Origin of the sequence: Paraburkholderia sp. CI2 (genome assembly GCF_014201055.1) — a bacterium.
Classification (GTDB): domain Bacteria; phylum Pseudomonadota; class Gammaproteobacteria; order Burkholderiales; family Burkholderiaceae; genus Paraburkholderia; species Paraburkholderia tuberum.
Map to the genome: position 1 here is coordinate 111431 of NZ_JACHDL010000018.1, position 22942 is coordinate 134372.

At 62.8% G+C, this 22942-nt stretch carries 22 protein-coding genes and 2 tRNA genes; 7 read left to right on the forward strand and 17 right to left on the reverse strand.

Annotated features, from left to right (window positions below; genetic code table 11):
* Positions 1 to 306 precede the first annotated feature (306 nt).
* On the forward strand, positions 307 to 1173 hold the full coding sequence (locus HDG32_RS23530; RefSeq protein ID WP_184071094.1) for a hypothetical protein: 867 nt from the start codon (positions 307 to 309) through the stop codon (positions 1171 to 1173).
* A gap of 10 nt (positions 1174 to 1183) precedes the next feature.
* Here HDG32_RS23530 and HDG32_RS23535 read toward each other — a convergent pair whose 3' ends face one another.
* Positions 1184 to 2092 (reverse strand): LysR family transcriptional regulator, encoded by a 909-nt coding sequence (locus HDG32_RS23535; protein WP_184071096.1) that lies wholly within the window; start codon positions 2090 to 2092, stop codon positions 1184 to 1186.
* 126 nt (positions 2093 to 2218) lie between these two features.
* On the opposite strand from HDG32_RS23535, the gene HDG32_RS23540 reads away from it, so the two are divergent.
* From HDG32_RS23540 to HDG32_RS23560, 5 genes are all read left to right on the forward strand, one after another.
* Positions 2219 to 4339: a 3-hydroxyacyl-CoA dehydrogenase NAD-binding domain-containing protein gene (locus tag HDG32_RS23540; protein WP_184071098.1), complete on the forward strand. Its 2121-nt coding sequence runs from the start codon at positions 2219 to 2221 to the stop codon at positions 4337 to 4339.
* Positions 4340 to 4369: 30 nt separating this feature from the next.
* Positions 4370 to 5578 (forward strand): acyl-CoA dehydrogenase family protein, encoded by a 1209-nt coding sequence (locus tag HDG32_RS23545; protein ID WP_184071099.1) that lies wholly within the window; start codon positions 4370 to 4372, stop codon positions 5576 to 5578.
* Positions 5579 to 5590: 12 nt separating this feature from the next.
* Complete coding sequence (locus HDG32_RS23550) at positions 5591 to 6742, forward strand: acyl-CoA dehydrogenase family protein (protein ID WP_184071101.1); 1152 nt, start codon at positions 5591 to 5593, stop codon at positions 6740 to 6742.
* Positions 6743 to 6843: 101 nt separating this feature from the next.
* On the forward strand, positions 6844 to 7320 hold the full coding sequence (locus HDG32_RS23555; protein WP_260336570.1) for a glycoside hydrolase family protein: 477 nt from the start codon (positions 6844 to 6846) through the stop codon (positions 7318 to 7320).
* Between the two features lie 71 nt (positions 7321 to 7391).
* Positions 7392 to 7733 (forward strand): DUF1311 domain-containing protein, encoded by a 342-nt coding sequence (locus HDG32_RS23560; RefSeq protein ID WP_260336571.1) that lies wholly within the window; start codon positions 7392 to 7394, stop codon positions 7731 to 7733.
* Positions 7734 to 7829: 96 nt separating this feature from the next.
* Here HDG32_RS23560 and HDG32_RS23565 read toward each other — a convergent pair.
* The 15 genes from HDG32_RS23565 to HDG32_RS23635 form a co-directional block, all read right to left on the reverse strand.
* Positions 7830 to 7906, reverse strand: a tRNA-Pro gene (locus HDG32_RS23565).
* A gap of 76 nt (positions 7907 to 7982) precedes the next feature.
* A complete protein-coding gene (locus HDG32_RS23570; RefSeq protein ID WP_184071104.1) occupies positions 7983 to 8399 on the reverse strand; it encodes a MerR family transcriptional regulator in 417 nt (138 codons plus the stop codon).
* Positions 8400 to 8438: 39 nt separating this feature from the next.
* Entirely contained in the window at positions 8439 to 8855 is a 417-nt protein-coding gene (locus HDG32_RS23575) for an integration host factor subunit alpha (RefSeq protein WP_090800976.1), read from the reverse strand.
* Between the two features lie 69 nt (positions 8856 to 8924).
* On the reverse strand, positions 8925 to 11360 hold the full coding sequence (pheT, locus tag HDG32_RS23580; RefSeq protein ID WP_184071106.1) for a phenylalanine--tRNA ligase subunit beta: 2436 nt from the start codon (positions 11358 to 11360) through the stop codon (positions 8925 to 8927).
* Positions 11361 to 11520: 160 nt separating this feature from the next.
* Entirely contained in the window at positions 11521 to 12534 is a 1014-nt protein-coding gene (pheS, locus tag HDG32_RS23585; RefSeq protein WP_008918800.1) for a phenylalanine--tRNA ligase subunit alpha, read from the reverse strand.
* 158 nt (positions 12535 to 12692) lie between these two features.
* A complete protein-coding gene (gene rplT / locus HDG32_RS23590; protein WP_006052502.1) occupies positions 12693 to 13052 on the reverse strand; it encodes a 50S ribosomal protein L20 in 360 nt (119 codons plus the stop codon).
* A gap of 29 nt (positions 13053 to 13081) precedes the next feature.
* Positions 13082 to 13279 (reverse strand): 50S ribosomal protein L35, encoded by a 198-nt coding sequence (gene rpmI, locus HDG32_RS23595; protein ID WP_006052501.1) that lies wholly within the window; start codon positions 13277 to 13279, stop codon positions 13082 to 13084.
* Positions 13280 to 13537: 258 nt separating this feature from the next.
* A complete protein-coding gene (gene infC / locus HDG32_RS23600) occupies positions 13538 to 14062 on the reverse strand; it encodes a translation initiation factor IF-3 (RefSeq protein ID WP_075643713.1) in 525 nt (174 codons plus the stop codon).
* A gap of 49 nt (positions 14063 to 14111) precedes the next feature.
* Entirely contained in the window at positions 14112 to 16019 is a 1908-nt protein-coding gene (gene thrS, locus HDG32_RS23605) for a threonine--tRNA ligase (RefSeq protein ID WP_184071108.1), read from the reverse strand.
* Between the two features lie 254 nt (positions 16020 to 16273).
* Positions 16274 to 16350: transfer RNA gene (locus tag HDG32_RS23610), tRNA-Val, on the reverse strand.
* A 105-nt stretch (positions 16351 to 16455) separates the two neighbouring features.
* The gene (locus HDG32_RS23615) at positions 16456 to 18699 is read right to left on the reverse strand and encodes a bifunctional (p)ppGpp synthetase/guanosine-3',5'-bis(diphosphate) 3'-pyrophosphohydrolase (protein ID WP_184071110.1); all 2244 of its coding nucleotides are present in this window, start codon (positions 18697 to 18699) and stop codon (positions 16456 to 16458) included.
* Positions 18700 to 18768: 69 nt separating this feature from the next.
* Positions 18769 to 19122 (reverse strand): RidA family protein, encoded by a 354-nt coding sequence (locus tag HDG32_RS23620; RefSeq protein WP_184071112.1) that lies wholly within the window; start codon positions 19120 to 19122, stop codon positions 18769 to 18771.
* 97 nt (positions 19123 to 19219) lie between these two features.
* Entirely contained in the window at positions 19220 to 20116 is an 897-nt protein-coding gene (locus HDG32_RS23625; protein ID WP_184071114.1) for an alpha/beta fold hydrolase, read from the reverse strand.
* A 227-nt stretch (positions 20117 to 20343) separates the two neighbouring features.
* Positions 20344 to 20985, reverse strand: a complete 642-nt coding sequence (locus HDG32_RS23630; protein ID WP_184021841.1) for a CoA transferase subunit B — start codon at positions 20983 to 20985, stop codon at positions 20344 to 20346.
* Positions 20986 to 20987: 2 nt separating this feature from the next.
* A complete protein-coding gene (locus HDG32_RS23635; protein WP_090800989.1) occupies positions 20988 to 21692 on the reverse strand; it encodes a CoA transferase subunit A in 705 nt (234 codons plus the stop codon).
* 218 nt (positions 21693 to 21910) lie between these two features.
* Here HDG32_RS23635 and HDG32_RS23640 point away from each other — a divergent pair, with 218 nt between their 5' ends.
* The gene (locus tag HDG32_RS23640; RefSeq protein WP_018421157.1) at positions 21911 to 22456 is read left to right on the forward strand and encodes a LuxR C-terminal-related transcriptional regulator; all 546 of its coding nucleotides are present in this window, start codon (positions 21911 to 21913) and stop codon (positions 22454 to 22456) included.
* Between the two features lie 44 nt (positions 22457 to 22500).
* On the opposite strand, the gene HDG32_RS23645 is transcribed toward HDG32_RS23640, so the two are convergent.
* Positions 22501 to 22932: a thioesterase family protein gene (locus HDG32_RS23645; RefSeq protein ID WP_090800991.1), complete on the reverse strand. Its 432-nt coding sequence runs from the start codon at positions 22930 to 22932 to the stop codon at positions 22501 to 22503.
* Between the last annotated feature and the right edge of the window lie 10 nt (positions 22933 to 22942).

Consider the following 22942-nt stretch of genomic DNA (forward strand, 5'->3'; position numbering starts at 1 on the left):
CGTCGTTCTCGCTGCATGGCGTGATGCATGGTCCGTCGCTTGCTGCCTCTGCGCGCATGGCCGGTGTTCCGCAGTTTAGCCCACGACCTTGCGCACTCGGTTGATGCATTGCCGTGCGCAACTGAATTCGCCAGATACGACATAGTCCCGCTCATAATCGCCGACTCGTGGCGCTGAACTCAACGTTTTGCGACAACTCCTGTGCGATTCAAGCCCTTTACATCTGACTTGTGCCGTGCCCGTCTAGGATCGTTACACAGGTTCGGCGTCCATGTTGCGCCGCACGATCGCTACCCTGGATGACATATGCGCAAGGCAAGGTTTGCATCGTTCTGGCACGGCCCGGAGCTTTCTCCCTACGAGATCGCCTGTCTGAATTCGTTCACGCTGTACGGCAGCGAGGTCGCGCTCTATAGCTACGAGCCGATCGATACTCTGCCGCCCGGCGTGATCGCGAAGGACGCGACCACGATACTGCCGCGCGACTCGCTGAACGACTTCCCGATTCACGGCGTGCCGTCGATGCAGCATTTCACCGACTATTTCCGCTTCGTGATGTTCACGAAGACCGATGAGATCTGGGTCGATACCGACATGCTGCTGCTACGCGATTTCGATCTCAACGCCAAGGGCGATCTGATCGGCCGGGAAACCCAGTCGAGCATCTGTAATGCGATTCTGAGGCTCGATCCGGATCAGCCGCGCTTGCACGAGGCGATCGAACGGGTCGAAGCGATGAAAGGCCGGGCACTGAAGTGGGGCGACACCGGCCCGCGTCTGCTGACCGCCATCTACGGCGTGAAGGCCGGTCTTCCCGAAAGCCTGTTCTATCCGGTGCACTTCAACGATTACTACAAGGTGTTCCTGCCGCGCTATTTCGACGAGTGCGCGGCGCTCTGTTCCAATGCGTACACGCTGCATCTGTGGAACAACCGGGTGGTCAAGATGGGCCTGTTCAAGCGCATCGGCCCCCCCGTTGGGTCGCTCCTGCACCACGTGTTCGAGCAAACCGGCGCCAACACGCTGTTTCGCGAGTTTTATCCGGCGAGCGTGATGCAGGCGATGATCGACAACGCGGTGGAGAAAGTCGGTAGCGACGAAGGCGTGCGCAAGCTGCTGCGCGTCGGCGTGCCGATGGTCACGACGGCCATCGCGCGCAGACTCGGCGCCTGAGTTCGCAGCTTCAGTTCGCGCCGCCCCTGCCCGAGCCCTGCGCCTGCTCCAGCACGAAGTCGATGAACGTCGCCGCCGCGCGCGTGTGATGCCGATTCGGCATGTACAGCATGTACATGTGCGTGCCGAAGATGCTGAGCCGCCAGGCATCGAGCGCGGTCAGCACGGCGCCGAGCTTCAGATCGTCCTGCACCACGTAGTCGGGCACGAGTCCGACACCGAGACCGGCCAGCACCGCCTGGCGCAAAAATAGAAAGTTTTCCGAAATAATCGTCGGTTCGAGCAGGACTTCATGACGCTCGTCGCGCAGATACGCGGCGAGCCGCAACTGCTTGCCGATCACGGCCGCGGTAATCAGCGGCGCGGTGCGCAGGTCGTCGAGCGTCGCGGGCATGCCGTGTGTCCGCGCGAATTCGGGGGATGCGCAGGCCACGTACCGGACTGGCCCCATGTCCCGCGCGACGAGGTTTTGCGGCGGCTCCGACATCACGCGCACCGCGATGTCGATCTCGTCGCGCATCAGATCCTCGACACGGTTCTCGAACATCACATCGAGCACGATACCCGGATACAGCCGCTTGAACGCGATCAGCCAGTCGGACATCACGAGCTGGCCATAGCCGCTCGGCACGCTGAGCCGCACGCGCCCCTGCAGGCTCTGGCCCAGTGTCGTCACCGACTCGCGCGCGGCCAGCAGCGCGTTGCGGATCGTGCGGCCGTGCTCGTAGAGCCGCAGACCGATCTCGGTCGGCTCGACGCGACGCGTGGTGCGTCGCACCAATTGCAGGCCGACCGAACGCTCGAGCTGATTCAGGTGATAGCTGACGTTCGCGCGGCTCATTTTGAGCCGGCGTGCCGCTTCGCTCAGATTGCCGGCGTCGAGGATGTCGACGAGCAGGGTCAGCGAGTTGACGTCCATCGCCCAGTCTTTGTCAAAATAATTTTGACAGTCTGTCAATCAACGGTGTAATTGTCAATGAACGTTGACCACTCCAGAATGGGACGATCCGGCGCGCCTCGCCATCCTCAAACGGAGACACCTACGATGACCCTTTCCTCCTCAGCCGACGTCGTCACGCGCGAATTGCACGGCAAGGTCCTGCTCGTCACGATCGACCACGCGCCGGTCAACGCGCTATCCGCCGACGTTCGGCGCGGCCTGCTGGCCGCGATCGAAGCCGCCGACGCCGACCGCGCGGTCGAAGCCGTGCTGATCGTCGGCGCGGGGCGCAACTTCATCGCCGGTGCCGATATTCGCGAGTTCGGCAAGCCGCCGGTGCCGCCTTCGCTGCCGGACGTGTGCAACCGCATCGAGGCATGTACGAAACCCGTGATTGCCGCGCTGCATGGCGCGGCGCTCGGCGGCGGGCTCGAAGTGGCGCTCGCCGCGCATTACCGGATCGCCGTCGACGGCGCGAAGCTCGGCCTGCCCGAAGTGCAGCTGGGTCTGCTGCCTGGCGCGGGCGGCACGCAACGCACGCCGCGTCTGATCGGCGCGCCGGCGGCGCTCGACCTGATGCTGAGCGGCCGTCACGCGAGCGCGAAGGAGGCGCTCGCGCTCGGCCTCGTCGACCGTCTCGGCGACAGCAGCGACATCCTCGCCGAAGGGCTCGCCTACGCGCACGAGCTGCTCGCCGCGCACGCGCCGGTACGCCGCACGCGCGACGCCGCCGCATTGATCGATCGCGCCGCGAGCCGCGCCGCCGTCGCGAAAGCGCGTGACGAAACCGCGAGGAAAGCGCGCGGCCTGTTCTCGCCGCTGAAAATCGTCGATGCCGTCGAAGCCGCGATCGAACAGCCCTTCGAGGAGGGCTTGAAGCTCGAACGCAAGCTGTTCCTGCAATGCCTCGACAGCCCGCAGCGCGCCGGCCTGGTTCACGCATTCTTCGCCGAGCGCGAAGTGCTGAAGGCGCCCGAAACGCGCGACGCGAAACCGCGCGCGCTCGAGGCGATCGGCGTGATCGGCGGCGGGACGATGGGCGCGGGCATTGCGGTCGCAGTGCTCGACGCGGGACTGCCCGTCACGCTGATCGAACGAGACGAAGCGGCGCTCGCGCGTGGCCGCGCGCACATCGACAAGGTCTACGACGGGCTGATCGCCAGGGGCCGCCTCACCGCTGAGAAGAAAGCCGCGACCATGGCGCGCTGGAGCGGCAGCACGTCGTACGATGCGCTTGCTCACGCCGACCTCGTGATCGAAGCCGTGTTCGAAGATCTCGACGTCAAAAAGGCCGTATTCGCCGAGCTCGATCGCGTCTGCAAGTCCGGTGCGGTGCTCGCGACCAACACGTCGTATCTGGACATCGACGCGATCGCAGCCAGCATCTCGCGCCCCGCCGACGTAATCGGCCTGCACTTCTTCTCGCCCGCCAACATCATGAAGCTGCTCGAAGTCGTGGTGCCGAAGCAGGTCAGCGCCGACGTCGTCGCGACCGCGTTCGAGCTCGCAAACAAGCTGCGCAAGACGCCGGTGCGCGCCGGCGTGTGCGACGGCTTCATCGGCAATCGCCTGCTTGCCGTGTACCGCGCCGCCGCGGACGCGCTGATGGAAGACGGTGCATCGCCGTATCAGATCGACGCGGCGGTGCGGGCGTTCGGCTTGCCGATGGGCCCGTTTCAGGTGGTCGATCTCGCGGGCGGCGACATCGGCTGGGCGGCGCGCCAACGCCGCGCGGCCACGCGCGACCCGAACGCGCGCTACGTGCAGATCGCCGACCGCCTGTGCGAGCGCGGCTGGTTCGGCCACAAGACCGGCCGCGGATTCTATCTGTACCCCGAAGGGTCGCGCGGCGGCATGCCCGATCCCGAAGTCGAGGCGATCATCGACGCCGAGCGTGCGCGCGCAGGCATCACGCCGCGCAGCTTCACCGACGAGCAGATCATGCGCCGCTATCTGGCCGCGATGATCAACGAAGGCGCGAACGTCGTCCACGAAAGTATCGCGCTGCGCCCGCTCGACGTCGACGTGACCCTGCTGTACGGCTACGGCTTTCCGCGCTACCGCGGCGGTCCGATGAAATACGCGGATAGCGTCGGCCTGCCGACGATTCTCGCCGACATCCGCGAGTTCGCGAAGGAAGACCCGCTGTTCTGGCGGCCGTCGCCGCTGCTCGTCGATCTGGTCGAGCGCGGCGCGGATTTCGCGAGCCTGAACACGACAGCCTGAACCACCACGAACACTAACGGAACGACTGCGATGGATCTGAACTTCACCTCCGACGAAGAAGCGTTTCGTACCAGCGTGCTGGCGTTTCTGCGCGACAAGCTCCCGCGACGTCTCGCCGGCAAGGTGCACGGCGGGCGGCGTCTGACGCGCGACGACATGGCCGAGTGGCACGCGATTCTGAACGCGCAAGGCTGGCTCGCGAATCACTGGCCGAAAGAGTACGGCGGCCCGGGTTGGAGCGCAGTGCAGAAATTCATCTTCGAAAACGAATGCGCACTCGCCGGCGCGCCACGCGTCGTGCCGTTCGGCGTCAACATGCTCGGGCCGGTGCTGATCAAGTACGGCAGCGAGGCGCAGAAGCGTCACTGGCTGCCGCGCATTCTCGATGGTTCCGACTGGTGGTGCCAGGGCTATTCGGAGCCGGGCGCGGGCTCCGATCTCGCGTCGGTCAAGACGACGGCAGTGCGCGGCAAGGACGCGCAGGGCGAGCACTACCTCGTCAATGGCCAGAAGACGTGGACCACACTCGGTCATTACGCGAACATGATCTTCTGCCTCGTGCGCACCGCGACCGACGTGCGCAAACAGGAAGGCATCAGCTTTCTGCTGATCGACATGAACACGCCGGGCGTCGAAGTCCGGCCGATCATCACGCTCGACGGCGAGCACGAGGTCAATGAAGTGTTCTTCACCGACGTGCGCGTGCCGGTCGGAAATCTCGTCGGCGAAGAAAACAAGGGCTGGACCTACGCGAAATATCTGCTTACGTACGAGCGCACCAATATCGCCGGCGTCGGCTTTTCCGTCGCCGCCTTCAACCGTCTGCGCAAGATCGCCGCGACACAGCTGCGCAACGGCCGGCCGCTCGCCGAGGATCCGGCGTTCGCGGCACGCATGGCGCGCGTCGAGATCGATCTCGAGAACATGAAGACGACCAATCTTCGGGTGATCGCGGCCGTGGCGGGCGGCGGCGTGCCCGGTGCCGAGAGTTCGATGCTGAAGATTCGCGGCACCGAGATCCGTCAGGAGATCTCGTCGCTGACGCGGCGCGCGATGGGCGCTTATGCGCAGCCATTCGTCGAGCAAGCGCTGCACGAAGGCTTCGACGGCGTGCCGGTCGGCCCCGACGAAGCCGCGAGTGCCGCGTCGCAGTACTTCAATAATCGCAAGCTGTCGATCTTCGGCGGCTCGAACGAAATCCAGAAGAACATCATTTCCAAAATGATCCTCGGACTGTAAGAGGCGCACGTCATGAATTTCCAGCACACCGAAGACCGCCGCATGCTGGCGGATACGCTGAATCGGTTTATCAGCGAGCAGTACGGCTTCGCGACGCGCGATGAAATCGCACGCTCGACGCAAGGCTTCAGCACCGAATTGTGGGCACGCTTCGCGGAACTTGGCGTGATCGGCGCACTGTTCGACGAAGCGAGCGGCGGTTTCGGCGGCGGCGGGTTCGATATTTCCGTGGTGTTCGAGAGCATCGGCCGCGGGCTCGTCGTCGAACCGTTTCTCGATACGCTGGTCGTCGGCCGGGCGATCGCTCGCAGCGGCGACGACGTGCAGAATGCGGCGCTGGGTTCGTTGATCGACGGCTCGCGGATCGTTGCGCTCGCGCATGGTGAACCGGACAGTCATTACGAGCTTGCCCGGGTCGCGACGACGCGCGCGCGCCGCAGTGTAAATGGCAACAGCGGCGTGTGGACGTTGCACGGCGCAAAGGCCGTCGTTCAGCACGGCGAGCATGCTCAGGTGTTCCTCGTCTCGGCACGCACCAGCGGCGAGGACGATGCCGAAGCCGGCATCACGCTGTTTCTGGTGCCGAGGGACGCGGCGGGTGTGAGCGTGCGCGGCTACCGCAAGATCGACGGAGGGCGCGCGGCCGAAGTGACGTTCGACGACGTCACGCTCCGCGACGACACCGTGCTCGGCTCAGTGGATCACGGCTTTGCGACGCTCGAATATGCGGTGAGTTGCGGCGTGCTCGCGCTGTGCGCGGAAGCGGTCGGCGCAATGGACGTCGCGAAAGACTACACGCTCGACTATCTGCGCACGCGCAAGCAGTTCGGCGTGCCGATCGGCAGCTTCCAGGCGTTGCAGCATCGCATGGCCGATTTGCTGCTCGAAATCGAGCAGGCGCGCTCGGCGGTGATCAACGCGGCGGCGGCGCTCGACGGCGAACGAAACGCGCGCGAGCGCGCGGTGTCGGCGGCGAAGTACAGCATCGGCCGGATCGGCACGCGAGTCGCGGAGGAATGCATCCAGTTGCACGGCGGGATCGGTATGACGTGGGAACTGCCGCTCGCGCATTACGCGAAGCGGCTCGTGATGATCGATCATCAGCTTGGGGATGAGGATCATCATCTGGAGCGGTTTGTGGCGTTGGGGGCTCAAGGGCGGTGATTCGTGTGCGCTTGCGAATGCGAACGCGTGCCGGTGACAAGTCTGCCAGATTGCACTCGCCTATTCTTGAGGAGCTGAGCCTGCCAAACGAATCAAAAAAGTTGACCGATGCCGGACGGACTGCATTGCGGATGCACGAGGGCGCTGTCCTTCGCTACGACAACGACGTAGCGAACAATTGCACCTTCGGGATAGGCACGCCTGCGTACTTTGGCCGATGCATCAATGACGAAATGCGGCGGCCGGTGACCTTGGCAGATGTCAACGCTCAACTCGCAACAAGGGTTCGTGCCGCGGAAGGTTCGGTCAAAAGCCGAGTTACGGATCATGAGCTAACGCAGCGGCGGTTCGACGCTCTCGTGAGCTATACCTATAACACGGGCGCAACCGGCGCCCGACAGGCGTTAGCTGTAGCAAATCGTGGGCAGAACGATGAAGTCGCAATCGAAATGGCACGCAACGTCTATGTACATCCTCGCGATGCCCACGGGCGACGGCTACCGGCAGTGCGAGTGCCAGGCCTGGTAAATCGCTGCCGCGAAGAAGCGGCGCCGTTCCTGATGCAGGGCCGGCAATGAGACGGCTGTGTGTCGCGCTTGCGCTTGTTAGCAGTTCGGCACTGGCCGCCGCATCCAATCCAGCCGACGTCATGGCAACCCGCAGTGGACTGCCCGCCAGTGAGGTCGACGCGGCCCTGTCGCATTGCGACGCGAATCAGATGAGCATGAATCTGTGCGCGTGGCGCGAGCAGATCGTCGCGGAGCAGAAGCTGGAGCAGGTCGTCGAGGGCAAGGCCGCGGTGTCGGCGAGTTGCAAAGCGGCGATCGAGAAGAGGCTCACCGCGTGGAAAACGCGCCGTGACGCCAATTGCAAAAAATCGGCTTCGCGAGAATGGGGCGGCGGGTCGATGCTGCCCACGGCGGTCGCGATGTGCAAGACAGCCGAAACCGAGCGCATGAGCAAAGCAATCGAGGCTTCGGGATGCAGATGAGCGTGGGCGAAGCGTTGACAGCGGGAAACGCTGCGCCCGCGCGACGGGCAAGAAAAAAGGACTTACGGCTTTCACCGTAAGTCCTTTTGATCTTTTTGGTCGGGGCGAGAGGATTTGAACCTCCGACCACCTGCACCCCATGCAGGTACGCTACCAGGCTGCGCTACGCCCCGAACAGAAGAAAAATTATAACAGACACTTCATTCGATTAGAACCGCTCGACACGAACAAAGCGAACAAGTCCATGAACTAGTGGCCCAGCAGATCGATTACGTTCTGCAGTTCCTTGCGTAACTTCTCGACATCGATCGCAACCGTTGCCGCCGATGCCTGCACCTGACCCGCGACTCCGGCGGTAGCCTCACCCTCTTCGACCACCGCATCCGGCCCACCGCCGCCATGCGAATCGAGCCGGTTGCGCGCCCCGTTGATCGTAAAACCCTGCTCGTACAGCAACTCTCGAATCCGCCGGATCAGCAGCACCTCGTGATGCTGATAATACCGACGATTGCCGCGCCGCTTGACCGGCCTCAACTGGGTGAACTCCTGCTCCCAGTAACGCAGCACGTGAGGCTTTACCCCACAAAGTTCGCTGACCTCACCAATCGTGAAGTACCGCTTCGCCGGAATCGGAGGCAAGACGACTTTTTCGATCGTCGCTGTCATCGTCAGTTAGCCGTGATGGGTTGCCCGAAAGCGCGCCAGTCAATCAGCGCGCGAGAAGCTCGCTTCGGCGCCGTTTTCGACGAGCGCCTTCAGTTTTTGACTTGCATGAAACGTCACCACGCGACGTGCCGCAATCGGAATCGCCTCGCCCGTCTTCGGATTTCTGCCGGGACGCTGCGGCTTGTCGCGCAACTGGAAGTTGCCGAAGCCCGACAGCTTCACGCTGTCGCCGCTCTCGAGCGCATCGCGGATCACCTCGAAGAAAGCCTCGACCATGTCCTTCGCTTCCCGCTTGTTGAGCCCGACATTGTCGAACAGCAACTCGGCAAGTTCCGCCTTGGTGAGTGTCGGCGTTTCATTGGAAACGACGGCGGATGATGTCGGAATATCTCGAATCATGGCGCTGCGTTGCGCCGTAAGAAGGGCTTCGAAATCACTCGAGTTCATTTCATTCATATCTATCAAATGGCGCGCCAAGCGTAAAACAATGGATGCGGAAACAGCCGTGCAATTGTTAAATGCGGGTTATCCGCGCAACCGTGCGCCATATACTCGAGCTAGACGTTCCACCAGAGTTTGAATAGCCAGATCGACCGTTTCATCCTGAAGGGTTCCGCCAGTATCTTGCAAGGTCACCCGGAACGCAAGGCTTTTCTCGTGCGCGGCCAGACCACCGGAAGTGTTTGATTTTGGACGAAATTCGTCGAAAAGTGCAACCTTCTGGACAGCCTTGCAGGCCGGTTCGGACTGGGCCTTCTGAAGCTCGTCGAGCAGCGCCTGAACCTCGATTTTCTGATCGACGACCACTGCGATATCACGTCGTACCGGCGGGAATTTTGAAACTTCCGACGGAATCGGCAATACCCGTTGCATTAATGCTTCCGCTTCGATTTCAAACAGAATCGGCGCATGCGGCAAATCATATTTTTGCATCCAGCGCGGATGCAATTCGCCAATCCAGCCCACTGCGCGACCATTCAATTCGATCCGCGCGCTGCGTCCCGGATGCAGCGCCGGATGCTCGGCCTGTACGAACCGCGCGACCGCCGGTGCGACCAGCGCTTCGAGGTCGCCCTTCACGTCGAAGAAGTCGACGGCACGCGTCGGTGCGCCCCACTGCTCGTCGAGCGCGGGCCCATAGGCGAGCGCGCCGATCATCTTCGGCTGCGCGAAACCTTCGACGGTCAGCTCGCCGGCCTTGATCGACGGATCGTGCAGGAATACACGACCTGCTTCAAACACGCGCACGCGGTCCGCCGCGCGACGGTTCAGATTCGTGCGCAACACATGAATCAGGCTGCCGAACAACGTCGTGCGCATCACCGACAGCTGGCTCGCGATCGGGTTGATCAGACGCACGGGGTTGCTGTTGCCTGCGAAGTCCCGCTCCCACTCGACGTCGACGAAGCTGAAGTTCACCGTTTCCGCGTAGTCGCGCGCGGCGAGCGCATGACGGATCGCGTGGATGGAGCGTTGCGTCTCGTTGGTCGCGCGCATTTCGCTGGTCGCGACCGGCGGGCGCGCCGGAATCTTTTCGAAGCCGTGGATACGCGCGACCTCTTCGATCAGGTCCTCTTCGATTTCGATATCGAAGCGGTACGACGGCGGCATCACCGAGAACGTATCGCCGTCACGCTCGAACGAGAGGCCGAGGCGCGTGAAGATCTGCGCGATTTCATCGACACCGATCGCGACGCCGATGATGCGGTTCGCGCGCGAAACGCGCATCTTCACGGGCGCGCGCTTCGGCACGTTGACGATCTGATCGTCGACCGGACCCGCTTCGCCGCCGCAGATGTCGAGGATCAGCTGCGTGATGCGCTCGATATGATCGACGGTCGTCGCGTAGTCGACGCCGCGCTCGAAGCGATGGCCTGCATCGGTCGAAAAGTTGTACTTGCGCGAGCGACCACGAATGCTGTCGGGCCACCAGAACGCGGCCTCGAGATAGATGTTGGTGGTGTCGAGCGTGACCGCGGTGCTGTCGCCGCCCATGATGCCCGCGAGGCTTTCGATATGCTGCTCGTCGGCGATCACACCGACCGTTTCGTCGAGCTCGACCGTGTTCCCGTTCAGCAGCTTCAGCGTTTCGCCCTTGCGGCCCCAGCGTACGTCCATGCCGCCGTGGATCTTGTCGAGATCGAACACGTGCGACGGACGCCCCAGCTCGAGCATCACATAGTTCGAGATGTCGACGAGCGCGGAAATGCTGCGCTGGCCGGAGCGCTCGAGACGCTCGACCATCCATTGCGGCGACTTCGCGCGCGCATTGACGCCGCGGATCACGCGGCCCGAGAAACGGCCGCACAGATCGGGCGCGGAGATTTTCACGGGCAGCGTTTCGTTGAGCGCGACCGGAGCCGGCTTGATTTCGAGCGGACGCAGCGGCGCTCCGGTAATCGCCGACGTTTCTCGCGCGACGCCGAATACCGACAGACAGTCGGCCTTGTTCGGCGTCAGCTTGATTTCAAAAACGGTGTCGTCGAGATTGAGCGTGTCGCGGATGTCCTGGCCGATCGGCGTGTCTTCCGGCAGGATCATCAGACCGCTGTGATCTTCGGAGAGCTTCAGCTCGCGCGCCGAGCACAGCATGCCCTGGCTTTCCACGCCGCGCAGCTTCGACAGCTTGATCGCGAACGGTGCGCCGCCCTCTTCGGCCGGCGGCAGTTGCGCGCCGACCAGCGCGACCGGCACCTTGATGCCGGGCGCAACATTCGGCGCGCCGCACACGATGTTGAGCGTCGCACCGGTGCCAGCGTCGACCTGACACACGTTGAGCTTGTCCGCATCCGGGTGCTTGACGACTTCCAGCACCTGGCCGACGACGATCTTCGAGGTCGGCGGCGCGGCCGTCCGCAGGTCTTCGACTTCGAGACCCGCCATCGTCAACGCGTGCGACAGCTCGTCGGTGGTCAGTTGCGGATCGACAAAAGTTCTGAGCCAGGATTCCGGAAATTGCATGGTTCTGTGTACGTTGTGATCAGGTTAGGTCCACGTCCGGCAGATGCTTCGTAAAGCCCGGTGATCTTGCGCCGGTTCAGCGAGCTCTGCCGGGGACGCTCGCGGCGCGCACCAGGTGCGCTGCCGCGATTTATGTTTCGTCGCGCTCGCGCGCGCCGGGTCACGCGAATTGACGCAGGAAACGCAGGTCGTTTTCGAAAAACAGGCGCAGGTCCTGCACGCCGTAACGCAGCATCGTGAGACGCTCGAGGCCACTGCCGAAAGCGAAGCCGATGTAGCGCTCCGGGTCGAGACCCATGTTGCGGATCACAGTCGGATGCACCTGGCCGGAGCCCGAAATTTCGAGCCACTTGCCCGCGTTCTTGCCCGTTTCGAACTGCATGTCGATCTCGGCCGACGGTTCGGTGAACGGGAAATACGACGGACGGAAGCGCACGAGAATGTCGTCGCGCTCGAAGAATTTCTTCAGGAAGTCGGTATAGACTCCCTTCAGGTCCGCGAAGCTGATGTTCTCGTCAATCCACAGGCCTTCGACCTGGTTGAACATCGGCGAATGCGTCGCGTCGCTATCCACGCGATACGTGCGGCCCGGCACGATCACCTTGATCGGCGGCGTGTTGGTGCGCGCGTAGCGCACCTGCATCGGGCTCGTATGCGTGCGCAGCAGCAGCGGGCGGCCGTCGGCATCCTTGCCGTCGACGTAGAAGGTGTCCTGCATCGAACGCGCCGGATGGTTTTCCGGGCTGTTCAGCGAGGTGAAGTTGTACCAGTCGGTTTCGATCTCGGGGCCGTCGGCCACGTCGAATCCGATCGTACGGAAAATCTGTTCGACGCGCTCCCAAGTGCGCATCACCGGGTGCAGGCTACCCGCATTGGCGCCGCGGCCCGGCAGCGTGACGTCGATCGCTTCAGCAGCGAGACGCTGGTTCAGAAGTGCGTCGGCGAGCGCCTGACGACGTGCCGTCAGCGCGGCCTCGACCTGTTGCTTGACGAGGTTGATCCGTGCGCCTTCGGTCTTGCGCGTTTCGGGATCGAGTTTGCCAAGGCCCTTCAACAGCTCGGTCAGCGCACCCGCCTTACCGAGAAAGCGCGCTTTCTCGTTCTCGAGGGTGGTGACGTCGGGGGCTTCTGCGAAGGCTTTTTGCGCGTCGGCGACAATCTGGTCCAGATCCATTGATCCCATCATTTCAACGTCAGTGTTCTATCGAAACAAAACTGGTTCTACCAACAAAAACGGGGCTCGGTGAGGAGCCCCGTTTTTGTTGCAGCGTCACCGAGACTACCGGATGTTCGCTGCAACGAACCACGCAGTTTTAATTGCCAGAAGCGCAATCAGGCTGCAACGGCGGCTTTCACCTGCTGAACGATCGCAGCAAAAGCAGCCTTGTCGAACACAGCCATGTCGGCCAGCACCTTACGGTCCAGTTCGATCGACGCCTTCTTCAGGCCGTTGATGAACACGCTGTACGTCATGTCGTGCTGACGCACCGCCGCGTTGATACGCGTGATCCACAGTGCGCGGAACACACGCTTCTTGTTGCGGCGGTCGCGGTAGGCGTATTGGCCTGCGCGCATGACCGCCTGCTTGGCGATGCGATAGACGTTATTGCGACGGCCGCGGTAACCCTTGGCCAGCTTGATGATCTTCTTGTGACGGGCCCGTGCGGTAACCCCACGTTTTACTCGAGGCATGTTTCGCTCCTATGAGTGTCGGTTAAGGGTTAAGCGAACGGCAGCATTGCGCGAACGGAGTTCAGATCGGAATCATGAACTGCCGTGGAGCCGCGCAGATGGCGTTTGTTCTTGGTGGTCTTCTTGGTAAGAATGTGACGCTTGAAGGCCTGACCGCGCTTGACGGTACCGCCCGGACGCACCACGAAGCGCTTTGCAGCGCTCTTCTTGGTCTTCATCTTCGGCATGACAACTCCATTATTAGATGGACATGGGTGTGCGGTCGGCCAGATGGCCATTTCCCGCCCTTCGAAACCCATTCCACTTGGTATGCAGACCGCCGATACCGCCAGCGGCCGCTTTTCGGGAACCACTGCGCACTTGCATGCGCGACGTTCCGAAACCTTCCGACACCAAGCCGGACACCCAGCACAGCATCAAACAACCTTGCGCCGCCGGAGCGCGCGCCACATGGCACGCCGTCGCTCCGGCCAACTGCTTCGCGCTTACTTCTTTTTCTTCGGAGCGAGCACCATGATCATCTGGCGCCCTTCCATTTTCGGCATCTGCTCGACCTGACCGACTTCGTCGAGGTCGGTGCGCAGGCGTTCGAGCATGCGCATGCCGATTTCCTGGTGAGCCATTTCGCGCCCACGGAAACGCAACGTGATTTTCGTCTTGTCGCCGTCTTCGAGGAAGCGGACGAGGTTGCGCAGCTTGACGTTGTAATCACCGTCGTCGGTACCTGGGCGGAATTTGACTTCCTTGACCTGGATGACCTTCTGCTTGAGCTTGGCCTCGTGTTGCTTCTTCGCTTCCTGGTACTTGAACTTGCCGTAGTCCATCAAGCGGCAAACTGGCGGAACCGCTTGCGGAGCGATTTCGACCAGATCTACGTCCTGCTGTTCCGACATGCGGAACGCATCAGCGAGTTTCACGATGCCGAGCGGTTCGTTCTCGACGCCGACCAGTCGCACCTCGGGTGCTGTAATTTCACCGTTGATGCGGTGCGCAGACTTATCAGTAGCGATGTTACGTTTCCTCTAAAAATTAAAAAAAACGAGCCGGGTACCAAGTGGCTCAGTTGAACGACTGCACGTCCTGGCGCAGACGCTCAATGAAGGCGTCAACAGGCATTACACCCATATCGACACCACCACGGGCACGCACGGCTACCGTTTGCGCTTCACGCTCCTTGTCGCCGACCACCAACAGGTAGGGGACCTTTTCCAGCGTGTGCTCGCGTATTTTATAGCTAATCTTCTCGTTGCGCAAATCGGCCTCGACTCTAACCCCTTGTTTTTGCAACGATTGGGCTAGCGCCTGCGCGTATTCGGCCTGACTTTCCGCAATATTCATCACAACGACCTGCATCGGCGCGAGCCAAGCTGGCATTGCACCAGCATGGTGCTCGATCAGAATCCCGAGGAAACGCTCCATCGATCCGACGATCGCCCGGTGCAGCATGATCGGGCGACGGCGACTGTTGTCTTCGGCAACGTATTCGGCACCCAGCCGCTCCGGCAACACCATGTCGAGCTGCAGCGTACCGCACTGCCACGAGCGGCCGAGCGCGTCCTTGATGTGATACTCGACCTTCGGGCCGTAGAATGCACCCTCGCCGGGCAACTCTTCCCACGTGACGCCGCAGGCCGTCAGCGCCTCGCGCAGTCCCTGCTCCGCGCGATCCCAAGTTTCGTCGGTGCCGGCGCGCGCATCCGGGCGCAGTGACAGCTTGATCTCGACGTTATCAAAGCCGAAGTCGCGGTAGACGCTCATTGCCAGCGTGTTGAACGCGATCGATTCGCTGATGAACTGATCTTCGGTACAGAAAATATGCGCGTCGTCCTGCACGAAGCCGCGCACACGCATCAGTCCATGCAGCGCGCCCGACGATTCGTTGCGATGGCACGAACCGAACTCCGCGTAACGCAGCGGCAGATCGCGATACGAGCGCAGACCGTGATTGAACACCTGCACGTGACCGGGGCAGTTCATCGGCTTGATCGCGTAGTCGCGCTTTTCCGATTCCGTCGTGAACATGTTTTCACGATAGTTCTGCCAGTGGCCCGACGCTTCCCACAGCGAGCGGTCCATGATCAATGGCGTCTTGATTTCCAGGTAGCCGGCGTCGTTCACGCGACGGCGCATGTACTGCTCGACTTGCTGCCACAGCGTCCAGCCGCGCGGATGCCAGAACACCATGCCCGGCGACTCGTCCTGCATGTGGAACAGGTCGAGCTGCTTACCAAGCTTGCGATGGTCGCGCTTCTCGGCTTCTTCGAGCATGTGGAGATACGCTTCCTGGTCTTCCTTCTTCGTCCAGGCCGTGCCGTAAATGCGCTGCAGTTGCTCGTTCTTCGAGTCGCCACGCCAGTACGCGCCCGCGACTTTCATCAGCTTGAAGACCTTCAGCTTGCCGGTGGACGGCACGTGGGGGCCGCGGCACAGGTCCGTGAAGGCGCCATGCGAGTACAGTTTGATTTCGTCGCTAGCGGGGATCGATTCGATGATCTCGGCCTTGTACTTTTCACCGATGCTCTTGAAGTACTCGACCGCTTCGTCGCGGGACACCACGCGACGCGACACCGGCTCGTCCCTCTTCGAGAGTTCCTGCATGCGCTTTTCGATCTTTTCGAGATCTTCCGGCGTGAAAGGACGGTTATAGGAGAAGTCGTAATAGAAACCGTTGTCGATGACCGGGCCGATCGTGACCTGCGCTTCCGGGTACAGATCCTTCACCGCGTACGCGAGCAGGTGCGCCGTCGAGTGGCGGATGATATCGAGACCGTCTGCGTCTTTCTCCGTGACGATGGCGAGCGCCACGTCGTGATCGATCAGCATGGACGTATCGACCAGCTCCCCGTCGATCTTGCCGCCGAGCGCGGCTTTCGCGAGACCGGGGCCGATCGAGGCGGCCACTTCGGCGACGGTCACCGGATGCTCGTACTGTCGAACAGAACCGTCAGGCAAACGTATCGAAACCATTGCGTTCTCCGTGGTGCCGACCGGCGGCGGCACATACAACCAGGGTCAAAAAGATAAAAAAAATGCGGCCCCGCTTTCGAGGGGCCGCATTCACATTTTATGCAAACTTCACTGGCGAAAGTGGTCCTCGACTAGCGTCGTTCCGAAGTGGTTTCGGTCAACGTTCGCGGTGTCATAACCGTATTCGCCTTTTTGCGCTCAAAGCGCTTACTGCAGTTTGCGAAACCCCAGCGAGGCCGGAATTTCATTTTCGTTGGTAGGCTCGATTGGACTCGAACCAACGACCCCCACCATGTCAAGGTGGTGCTCTAACCAGCTGAGCTACGAGCCTGAAGAAACGAGATTATATGGGGTATAGCGCAGCTTGGCAAGTACTTTTATGCGGCGACTTTAATCCGTCGCGCCACTAGCGGGGCTTTTTCCAACCGCCCGCGCCTCAGTTCTTGCGCGTCGCGCGCACGACACCCGTGATCTCGCCCAGCAGCGTGCACGCGCGCTGAATCTGCGCGGAGCTCGACACCTCGACGGTAAATTGCATGAACGCGGCATTGCGGCGCGATTGCGTCTTTACGCCGATCACGTTCATCTTTTCCCGCGCGAATACTTCGGAGATATCGCGCAGCAGACCTTGCCGGTCCGTCGCCTCGATGCTGAGGTCGACCGGGTAGACGGAATGGCCGCGGCCGCTCATCACGTCCGCCGACCACGCCGTCTGAAGCACGCGCTCCGGCGCGCGCTCCGCCATCCGGCGGAACGTCGCGCAATCGCTGCGATGAACCGACATGCCCTTGCCTCGCGTAACGAATCCGCAGATGTCGTCGGGCGGCGCCGGCCGGCAGCAGCGCGCGAGCTGGGTGAGCAACGCATCGACGCCGACCACCAGCACCCCCGTGGATGCGCCGCGCGCGACGCTCGCGCCGCTGCTGCGTTTCTCGAACTTCTCCGGCGCATCGACCTCGGGCTCGGGCGGCGGCGCATCCTGCAACGCCTGCTCGACGAGCCTCAGACTGAACTCCTCCTTGCCGACCACGGAGAACAGGTCGTCGGTGGTCTTGAAACCGAGCCGCGCGGCCAGTTGATCGAGATTGACCGAGGTCTTGCCTTCGCGCTGCAGGGTTTTTTCAACCATCGCGCGACCGTTCGCGATGTGCTCCTGTAACTCCACCGCGTTGAACCATGCGCGCACCTTCTGCCGCGCGCGCGGGCTTTGCAGATAGCCAAGTTGCGGATTAAGCCAGTCGCGCGACGGACCGCCCTCCTTCACCGCCACGATCTCGACCGTCTGGCCGTTCTGCAGCGGCGTGTTGAGCGGCACCATCGCGCCGTCGACGCGCGCGCCGCGGCAACGATGCCCAAGCTCGCTGTGCAGGTGAAACGCGAAGTCGATCGGCGTCGCGCCGTGCGGCAACGGAATCACGCGCGCCTGCGGCGTCAGCACGTAGATGTGATCGTCGTCGAGCGTGGCCTGGCGCAACTGCTCCCACGGCTGTGCCGAGCCCGCTTCGCCATGCTCGCCCTCGGAGACTTCGTCCTTCCACGCGAGCAGCTGTCGCAGCCAGGCGATCTTCTCGTCGTATTTCTCGCTCGCGGTGAACGTGCCGCCATAGCCGCGCGCACCCGCTTCCTTGTAGCGCCAGTGCGCGGCCACGCCGTATTCGGCGAAGCGATGCATTTCCTGCGTGCGGATCTGCACTTCGAACGCGCGGCCGTCGTCGCCGATCACGACGGTGTGCAGCGACTTGTAGCCGTTCGGCTTCGGCCGGGAGATGTAATCGTCGAACTCCTTCGGCACCGGCTGCCACAGGTTGTGCACGATGCCGAGCACGGTGTAGCAGTCCTTGATGTCCGGCACGATCACGCGAAACGCGCGCACGTCGTACAACTCGGCGAAGTCCAGCTCCTTGCCGCGCATCTTGCGCCAGATGCTGTAGATATGCTTCGGCCGACCGCTCACTTCCGCGCGGATATGCGCGGCGGCCAGCTCCTGCTGCAGGCGTTCGATCGCCTGCGCGACATAGCTCTCGCGCTCGACGCGCTTCTCGTCGAGCAGTTTCGCGATGCGCTTGTAGGTGTCCGGCTCCTCGAAACGGAACGCGAGGTCCTCGAGCTCCCACTTCAATTGCCAGATACCGAGGCGGTTCGCGAGCGGCGCGTAGATATCGAGCGTTTCGCGTGCGACGTCGGGCGACGGCGTGAGCTTCGCGGCCGCGTAGTAACGCAGCGTTTGCAGCCGCGACGCGAGGCGGATCAGCACGACGCGAATGTCCTGCGCGAACGCGAGCAGCATTTTGCGCAGCGCCTCGACCTGCACGCGGCGCGCAGCCTGCGCGTCACGCCCGGCCTCGGGCATCGCGTTTTGCGCCGCGCGCAAACTGACCGTGCCGAGCCGCAGCAGCTTGCGTACGTCGCCGACCAGTTGGGCGACTTCTTCGCCGAAGTCGTCGGCGATCACGCGCTCCGGATCGCGCAGATGCGGTGTCAGCGCAAACAGCGCAGCGGCCAGCACCGCCGGCGGATCGACGTTGAGCTTGCGCATGATCGACGCGGTGCCCGCCGCGTGATCCGCGAGCAATTCGCCCGACGACAGCCGCGCCTCGCCCGCATGTTCGCGCACGAACGCCATCGCTTCGTCGAAGGAACGATGGGGATGAGGCGCGCTCGGAGCGGTATCGGTGTTCATGGTGCGACGGCCCGCCGGGCCAGACGATTCAACGGAAAATCAACCACGGTGCTGCCGGACGGACGCGACTCAGTTGCGCTGCGCCGCGATCACGACGATTTCGACGAGGCACTTCGGATTCGCAAGCTTTGCCTCGACGGTCGCGCGCGGCGGCGTGTCGCCCTGCGCGACCCACTCGTCCCACACGGCGTTCATGCCGGCGAAATGCGCCATGTCCGAGAGATAGATCTGCACCGACAGCAACAGCGACTTGTCGCTGTTCGCTTCGGCGAGCAGACGGTCGATGTGGCCGAGCACTTCGCGCGTCTGGCCGGCGATGTCCTGATCGTCGTCTTCGGCGATCTGACCCGCGAGGTACACGGTGCCGTTGTGCACGGCCATTTCCGAGAGACGCTTGCCGACGTGATAACGAATGACTGCCATGAAAAGTCCTGAGCTGAGGGGTTAATCGAACTACGTCCCACACGACACTGCCGATGAAATCGTCATGCGGAACTCAATATTATGACGCGTTCGCGGCCTAACCGATGAAGAACGCCCTCGCGAGCGCGATCTGGTCCGCCGCCAGGAACGCCGGCGCATGCCCGACGCCGGCGATCTCCACGCTCGATGCGGCACGCGCGGTCGACACCATCTTCGCGACCGTTTCACGCGACAGCAAATCCGACTGCTCGCCGCGCACCACCAGCACCGGCCCCTGGAACGACGCGAGCGAATGCCACAGCGCCGCCTCGCCGAGCTTCGCCGCTTCCTCGGTGACCGCCGCGAACGGCTGCGCGATGCGCGGGTCATAGCGCAGCACCCATGCGCCGTCCTCTTCGCGCAGCAACGGCGTATTGATTTCGCGCCATTCGTCCGGAGTCAGCGGTCCGAAGCTCTGCGCGAGCTGCGCGGCATAGTCAACGCCCTGCTGCAGCGTTTCGAAGCGTGCGGGCTTGCCAAGGTAATCGCCGATGCGCTTGACCGCGACCGGCTCCAGATGCGGCCCGACGTCGTTCAGCAGCAGCTTGCGGATTGGCGTGTCCGGCAGGCCGGCGAGCCCCATGCCGATCAGGCCGCCCATCGAGGTGCCGAACCAGTCGACGGTGTCGACGTCGAGCCGCGCGATCAGTGTGACCATGTCGGCGACGTACTGCGGCACCGCGTATAAGTTGGGGTTCGCGAGCCACGACGACAAGCCCCGGCCAACCACGTCCGGGCACACCACGCGATAGGTGTCCGCGAAGTTGGCGGCGAGGCGGTCGAAATCGCGCCCCGATCGCGTGAGTCCGTGCACGCACAGCGACACTCGGGGATTGTCCGGGTCGCCCCACTCGGTATAGGCGACGCGATGCAGGCCGGCAGCGCTCGCGCACCGCACGTAACGTTGACGCGGCGCGGGCCGCCCGGTGGTGGAAGCGGAATTCGTTGCGGTCATCTGGTGTCCTTGCAAAGACGCTGCGGATTGGGCTGCAAACGATTGTAAACCGCTTCGTCGCGCGGCAAGCATCGGCCAGAAGGCTTAGGAAGGTCGATCCAACCGTCCGGCGCATCCGCCGCCGTGCGCCAAAAACAGAACGGGCGAGACTCACGTCTCGCCCGTCCGGAACACACCGTTGCCGCAGCGCGGTCGCGCCGACGCGCGCAGCGGCGTTTCAACCCGCGTCAGCTCACCGCGCTCACATCGAGCGGCGCGCCGGTTTTCGCCTTGATTTCGTCGACGCTCACACCCGGCGCGAGTTCGGTCACTTTCAAGCCGTTTTCGGTCACTTCGATCACGCCGAGATCGGTGATGATCTCGTCGACCACACCCACGCCGGTCAGCGGTAGCGTGCATTCTTCGAGGATCTTGTGCTGGTCGCCCTTCGCGACATGCTCCATCAGCACGACCACGCGCTTGACGCCCGCGACCAGGTCCATCGCGCCGCCCATGCCCTTGATCATCTTGCCCGGGATCATCCAGTTCGCGAGATCGCCCTTCCTGCTGATCTGCATCGCACCGAGAATCGCGAGATTGATGTGGCCGCCGCGAATCATCGCGAACGAATCCGCCGAAGAGAAAATCGACGAACCGGGCAGCGTCGTCACCGTTTGCTTGCCGGCGTTGATCAGGTCGGCGTCGACTTCGTCTTCGGTCGGCGACGGGCCGATACCGAGCAGACCGTTCTCCGACTGCAGCCACACTTCGACGCCCGCCGGCACGTGGTTCGCGACCAGCGTCGGCAAGCCGATGCCGAGGTTCACGTAAAAGCCGTCCTGCAGTTCCTTCGCCGCGCGCGCGGCCATTTCGTCACGAGTCCATGCCATGATCAGTCTCCTTTCGCGCGGACGACGCGTTGTTCGATGCGTTTTTCCGGATGCGCATTCAGCACGATGCGCTGCACGAAGATGCCGGGCGTATGGATCGCGTCCGGATCGAGCTCGCCCACTTCGACGATCTCTTCGACTTCCGCGACGGTGATGCGGCCCGCCATCGCGCACATCGGATTGAAATTGCGCGCGGTGCGGCGATAGATCAGGTTGCCGGCCTTGTCGGCCTTCCACGCCTTGACGAGCGCGACATCGGCGGTCAGCGAATGTTCGAGCACGTAGTGGTTCTCGCCGAACTGGCGGGTTTCCTTGCCCTCGGCGATCTGCGTGCCGTAGCCGGTGTTCGTGAAAAACGCCGGGATGCCCGAGCCGCCCGCGCGCAGCTTCTCGGCGAGCGTGCCTTGCGGCGTGAATTCGAGCTCGAGTTCGCCGGCCAGATACTGGCGCTCGAACTCCTTGTTTTCGCCGACGTACGACGAGATCATTTTCTTGATCTGACGCGTCTCGAGCAGCAGGCCGAGGCCGAAACCGTCGACGCCCGCGTTGTTGCTGATGCAGGTGATGCCCTGCACCTTCGAATCGCGCAGCGCAGCGATCAGCGCCTCAGGAATGCCGCACAACCCGAAGCCGCCGACGGCGAACGTCTGCCCGTCCTTGACGATGTCCTTCAGCGCCTCGGCGGCGCCTGGATAGACCTTGTTCATCTGTATGTCCCTTCCTTTATGGAAACCCGAAACGTGTGCGCAGGCCGCCGGATCATTGCGGCTGATATCACAACGGGTGAACTTCACGTCGCCTCACGATACCGCTACGTCATTCTAGTCGTCCGCGGCTTGAGCCGCGTTGTCATCCGCCCGAAAGAGTACGCTGGGCCCGCCATGCGGCACAATACGCAAAAATACATAAGTACTTGCCGCCCCCCATGCCCGCCCTGGATTACCGCACTGCGTTTCACCTCGCGCCGATCGGACTCGTGCTGTCCCGCGAGCGGACCATCGAAGACTGCAACGACGAGCTAGCGTCGATATTCGGCTACGCGCGCGACGCGCTGATCGGTCAGTCGTTCCAGGTGTTGTATCCATCGGCGGATGAGTTCGAGCGGATCGGCGCGCGCATTCCGCCGATCATGACCGCGCAAGGCAGCTACGCGGACGACCGGATCATGAAGCGCGCGAACGGCGAGCTGTTCTGGTGTCACGTGACGGGCCGCGCGCAGCAGCGCACCGACCCGCACGCGGCGGGTGTCTGGACCTTCGAGGATTTGAGCGCAACCCGGCGGGTCGCGGTGGAACTGACGCCACGCGAGCGCGAAATCGCCGCGCAACTGGTGACGGGCAAGACCAGCAAGCAGATCGGCCGCGTGCTCGACATCAGCCCGCGCACGGTCGACGTCTACCGCGCGCGGCTCATGCGCAAATACGATACGGGCAATGCGACCGAGCTGTTGCAGCGGCTGCTCGGGGATTGAGAGAGGGCGTTTGAAGCGCGCGACAGCGCTGTCAAGCCGCGCGCTCAGGCCGCCTTGACGAGCGCCGCGCTCTCGATGGCCGCGCGCAGTACGTCAGGCACCGGCACCGACTTGCCCGCCGCGTAGTCGATCCACACGCATCGTGCGGCGCCTCGCGCATAGAGCGTATCCGGCTCATCGGCGCGCAGGAGCTCGAAAGCCGTATCGAAGCTGCTGCGCCCCGGTGTCGCCACCGACATCCGGCCGATCACGTCGCCCGGATAGTGCAGCTGCTTCAGAAACTCCATCGACGCATTGACGATCACCGGCCCCTGCCCGTGCGCGCGCTGGCCGACAAAGTCCATGTGCTCGAACCAGGAAATCCGCACCTGCTCCATGTAGCGGAAATAAACCGTGTTGTTGACGTGACCGAAGGCGTCCATGTCGCCCCAGCGGATCGGCATCGTCATTTCGAAAACTGCGTGAAAATCGCTCATTCTGTACTTC

Bases quoted from the DNA above. Each gene is read 5' to 3' on its own strand.
- HDG32_RS23530 (WP_184071094.1), top strand. From the start codon at position 307: ATGCGCAAGGCAAGGTTTGCATCGTTCTGGCACGGCCCGGAGCTTTCT.
- HDG32_RS23535 (WP_184071096.1), bottom strand. From the start codon at position 2,092: ATGGACGTCAACTCGCTGACCCTGCTCGTCGACATCCTCGACGCCGGC.
- HDG32_RS23540 (WP_184071098.1), top strand. From the start codon at position 2,219: ATGACCCTTTCCTCCTCAGCCGACGTCGTCACGCGCGAATTGCACGGC.
- HDG32_RS23545 (WP_184071099.1), top strand. From the start codon at position 4,370: ATGGATCTGAACTTCACCTCCGACGAAGAAGCGTTTCGTACCAGCGTG.
- HDG32_RS23550 (WP_184071101.1), top strand. From the start codon at position 5,591: ATGAATTTCCAGCACACCGAAGACCGCCGCATGCTGGCGGATACGCTG.
- HDG32_RS23560 (WP_260336571.1), top strand. From the start codon at position 7,392: ATGGCAACCCGCAGTGGACTGCCCGCCAGTGAGGTCGACGCGGCCCTG.
- HDG32_RS23570 (WP_184071104.1), bottom strand. From the start codon at position 8,399: ATGACAGCGACGATCGAAAAAGTCGTCTTGCCTCCGATTCCGGCGAAG.
- HDG32_RS23575 (WP_090800976.1), bottom strand. From the start codon at position 8,855: ATGAATGAAATGAACTCGAGTGATTTCGAAGCCCTTCTTACGGCGCAA.
- pheT (WP_184071106.1), bottom strand. From the start codon at position 11,360: ATGCAATTTCCGGAATCCTGGCTCAGAACTTTTGTCGATCCGCAACTG.
- pheS (WP_008918800.1), bottom strand. From the start codon at position 12,534: ATGGATCTGGACCAGATTGTCGCCGACGCGCAAAAAGCCTTCGCAGAA.
- rplT (WP_006052502.1), bottom strand. From the start codon at position 13,052: ATGCCTCGAGTAAAACGTGGGGTTACCGCACGGGCCCGTCACAAGAAG.
- rpmI (WP_006052501.1), bottom strand. From the start codon at position 13,279: ATGCCGAAGATGAAGACCAAGAAGAGCGCTGCAAAGCGCTTCGTGGTG.
- thrS (WP_184071108.1), bottom strand. From the start codon at position 16,019: ATGGTTTCGATACGTTTGCCTGACGGTTCTGTTCGACAGTACGAGCAT.
- HDG32_RS23615 (WP_184071110.1), bottom strand. From the start codon at position 18,699: ATGAACACCGATACCGCTCCGAGCGCGCCTCATCCCCATCGTTCCTTC.
- HDG32_RS23620 (WP_184071112.1), bottom strand. From the start codon at position 19,122: ATGGCAGTCATTCGTTATCACGTCGGCAAGCGTCTCTCGGAAATGGCC.
- HDG32_RS23625 (WP_184071114.1), bottom strand. From the start codon at position 20,116: ATGACCGCAACGAATTCCGCTTCCACCACCGGGCGGCCCGCGCCGCGT.
- HDG32_RS23630 (WP_184021841.1), bottom strand. From the start codon at position 20,985: ATGGCATGGACTCGTGACGAAATGGCCGCGCGCGCGGCGAAGGAACTG.
- HDG32_RS23635 (WP_090800989.1), bottom strand. From the start codon at position 21,692: ATGAACAAGGTCTATCCAGGCGCCGCCGAGGCGCTGAAGGACATCGTC.
- HDG32_RS23640 (WP_018421157.1), top strand. From the start codon at position 21,911: ATGCCCGCCCTGGATTACCGCACTGCGTTTCACCTCGCGCCGATCGGA.
- HDG32_RS23645 (WP_090800991.1), bottom strand. From the start codon at position 22,932: ATGAGCGATTTTCACGCAGTTTTCGAAATGACGATGCCGATCCGCTGG.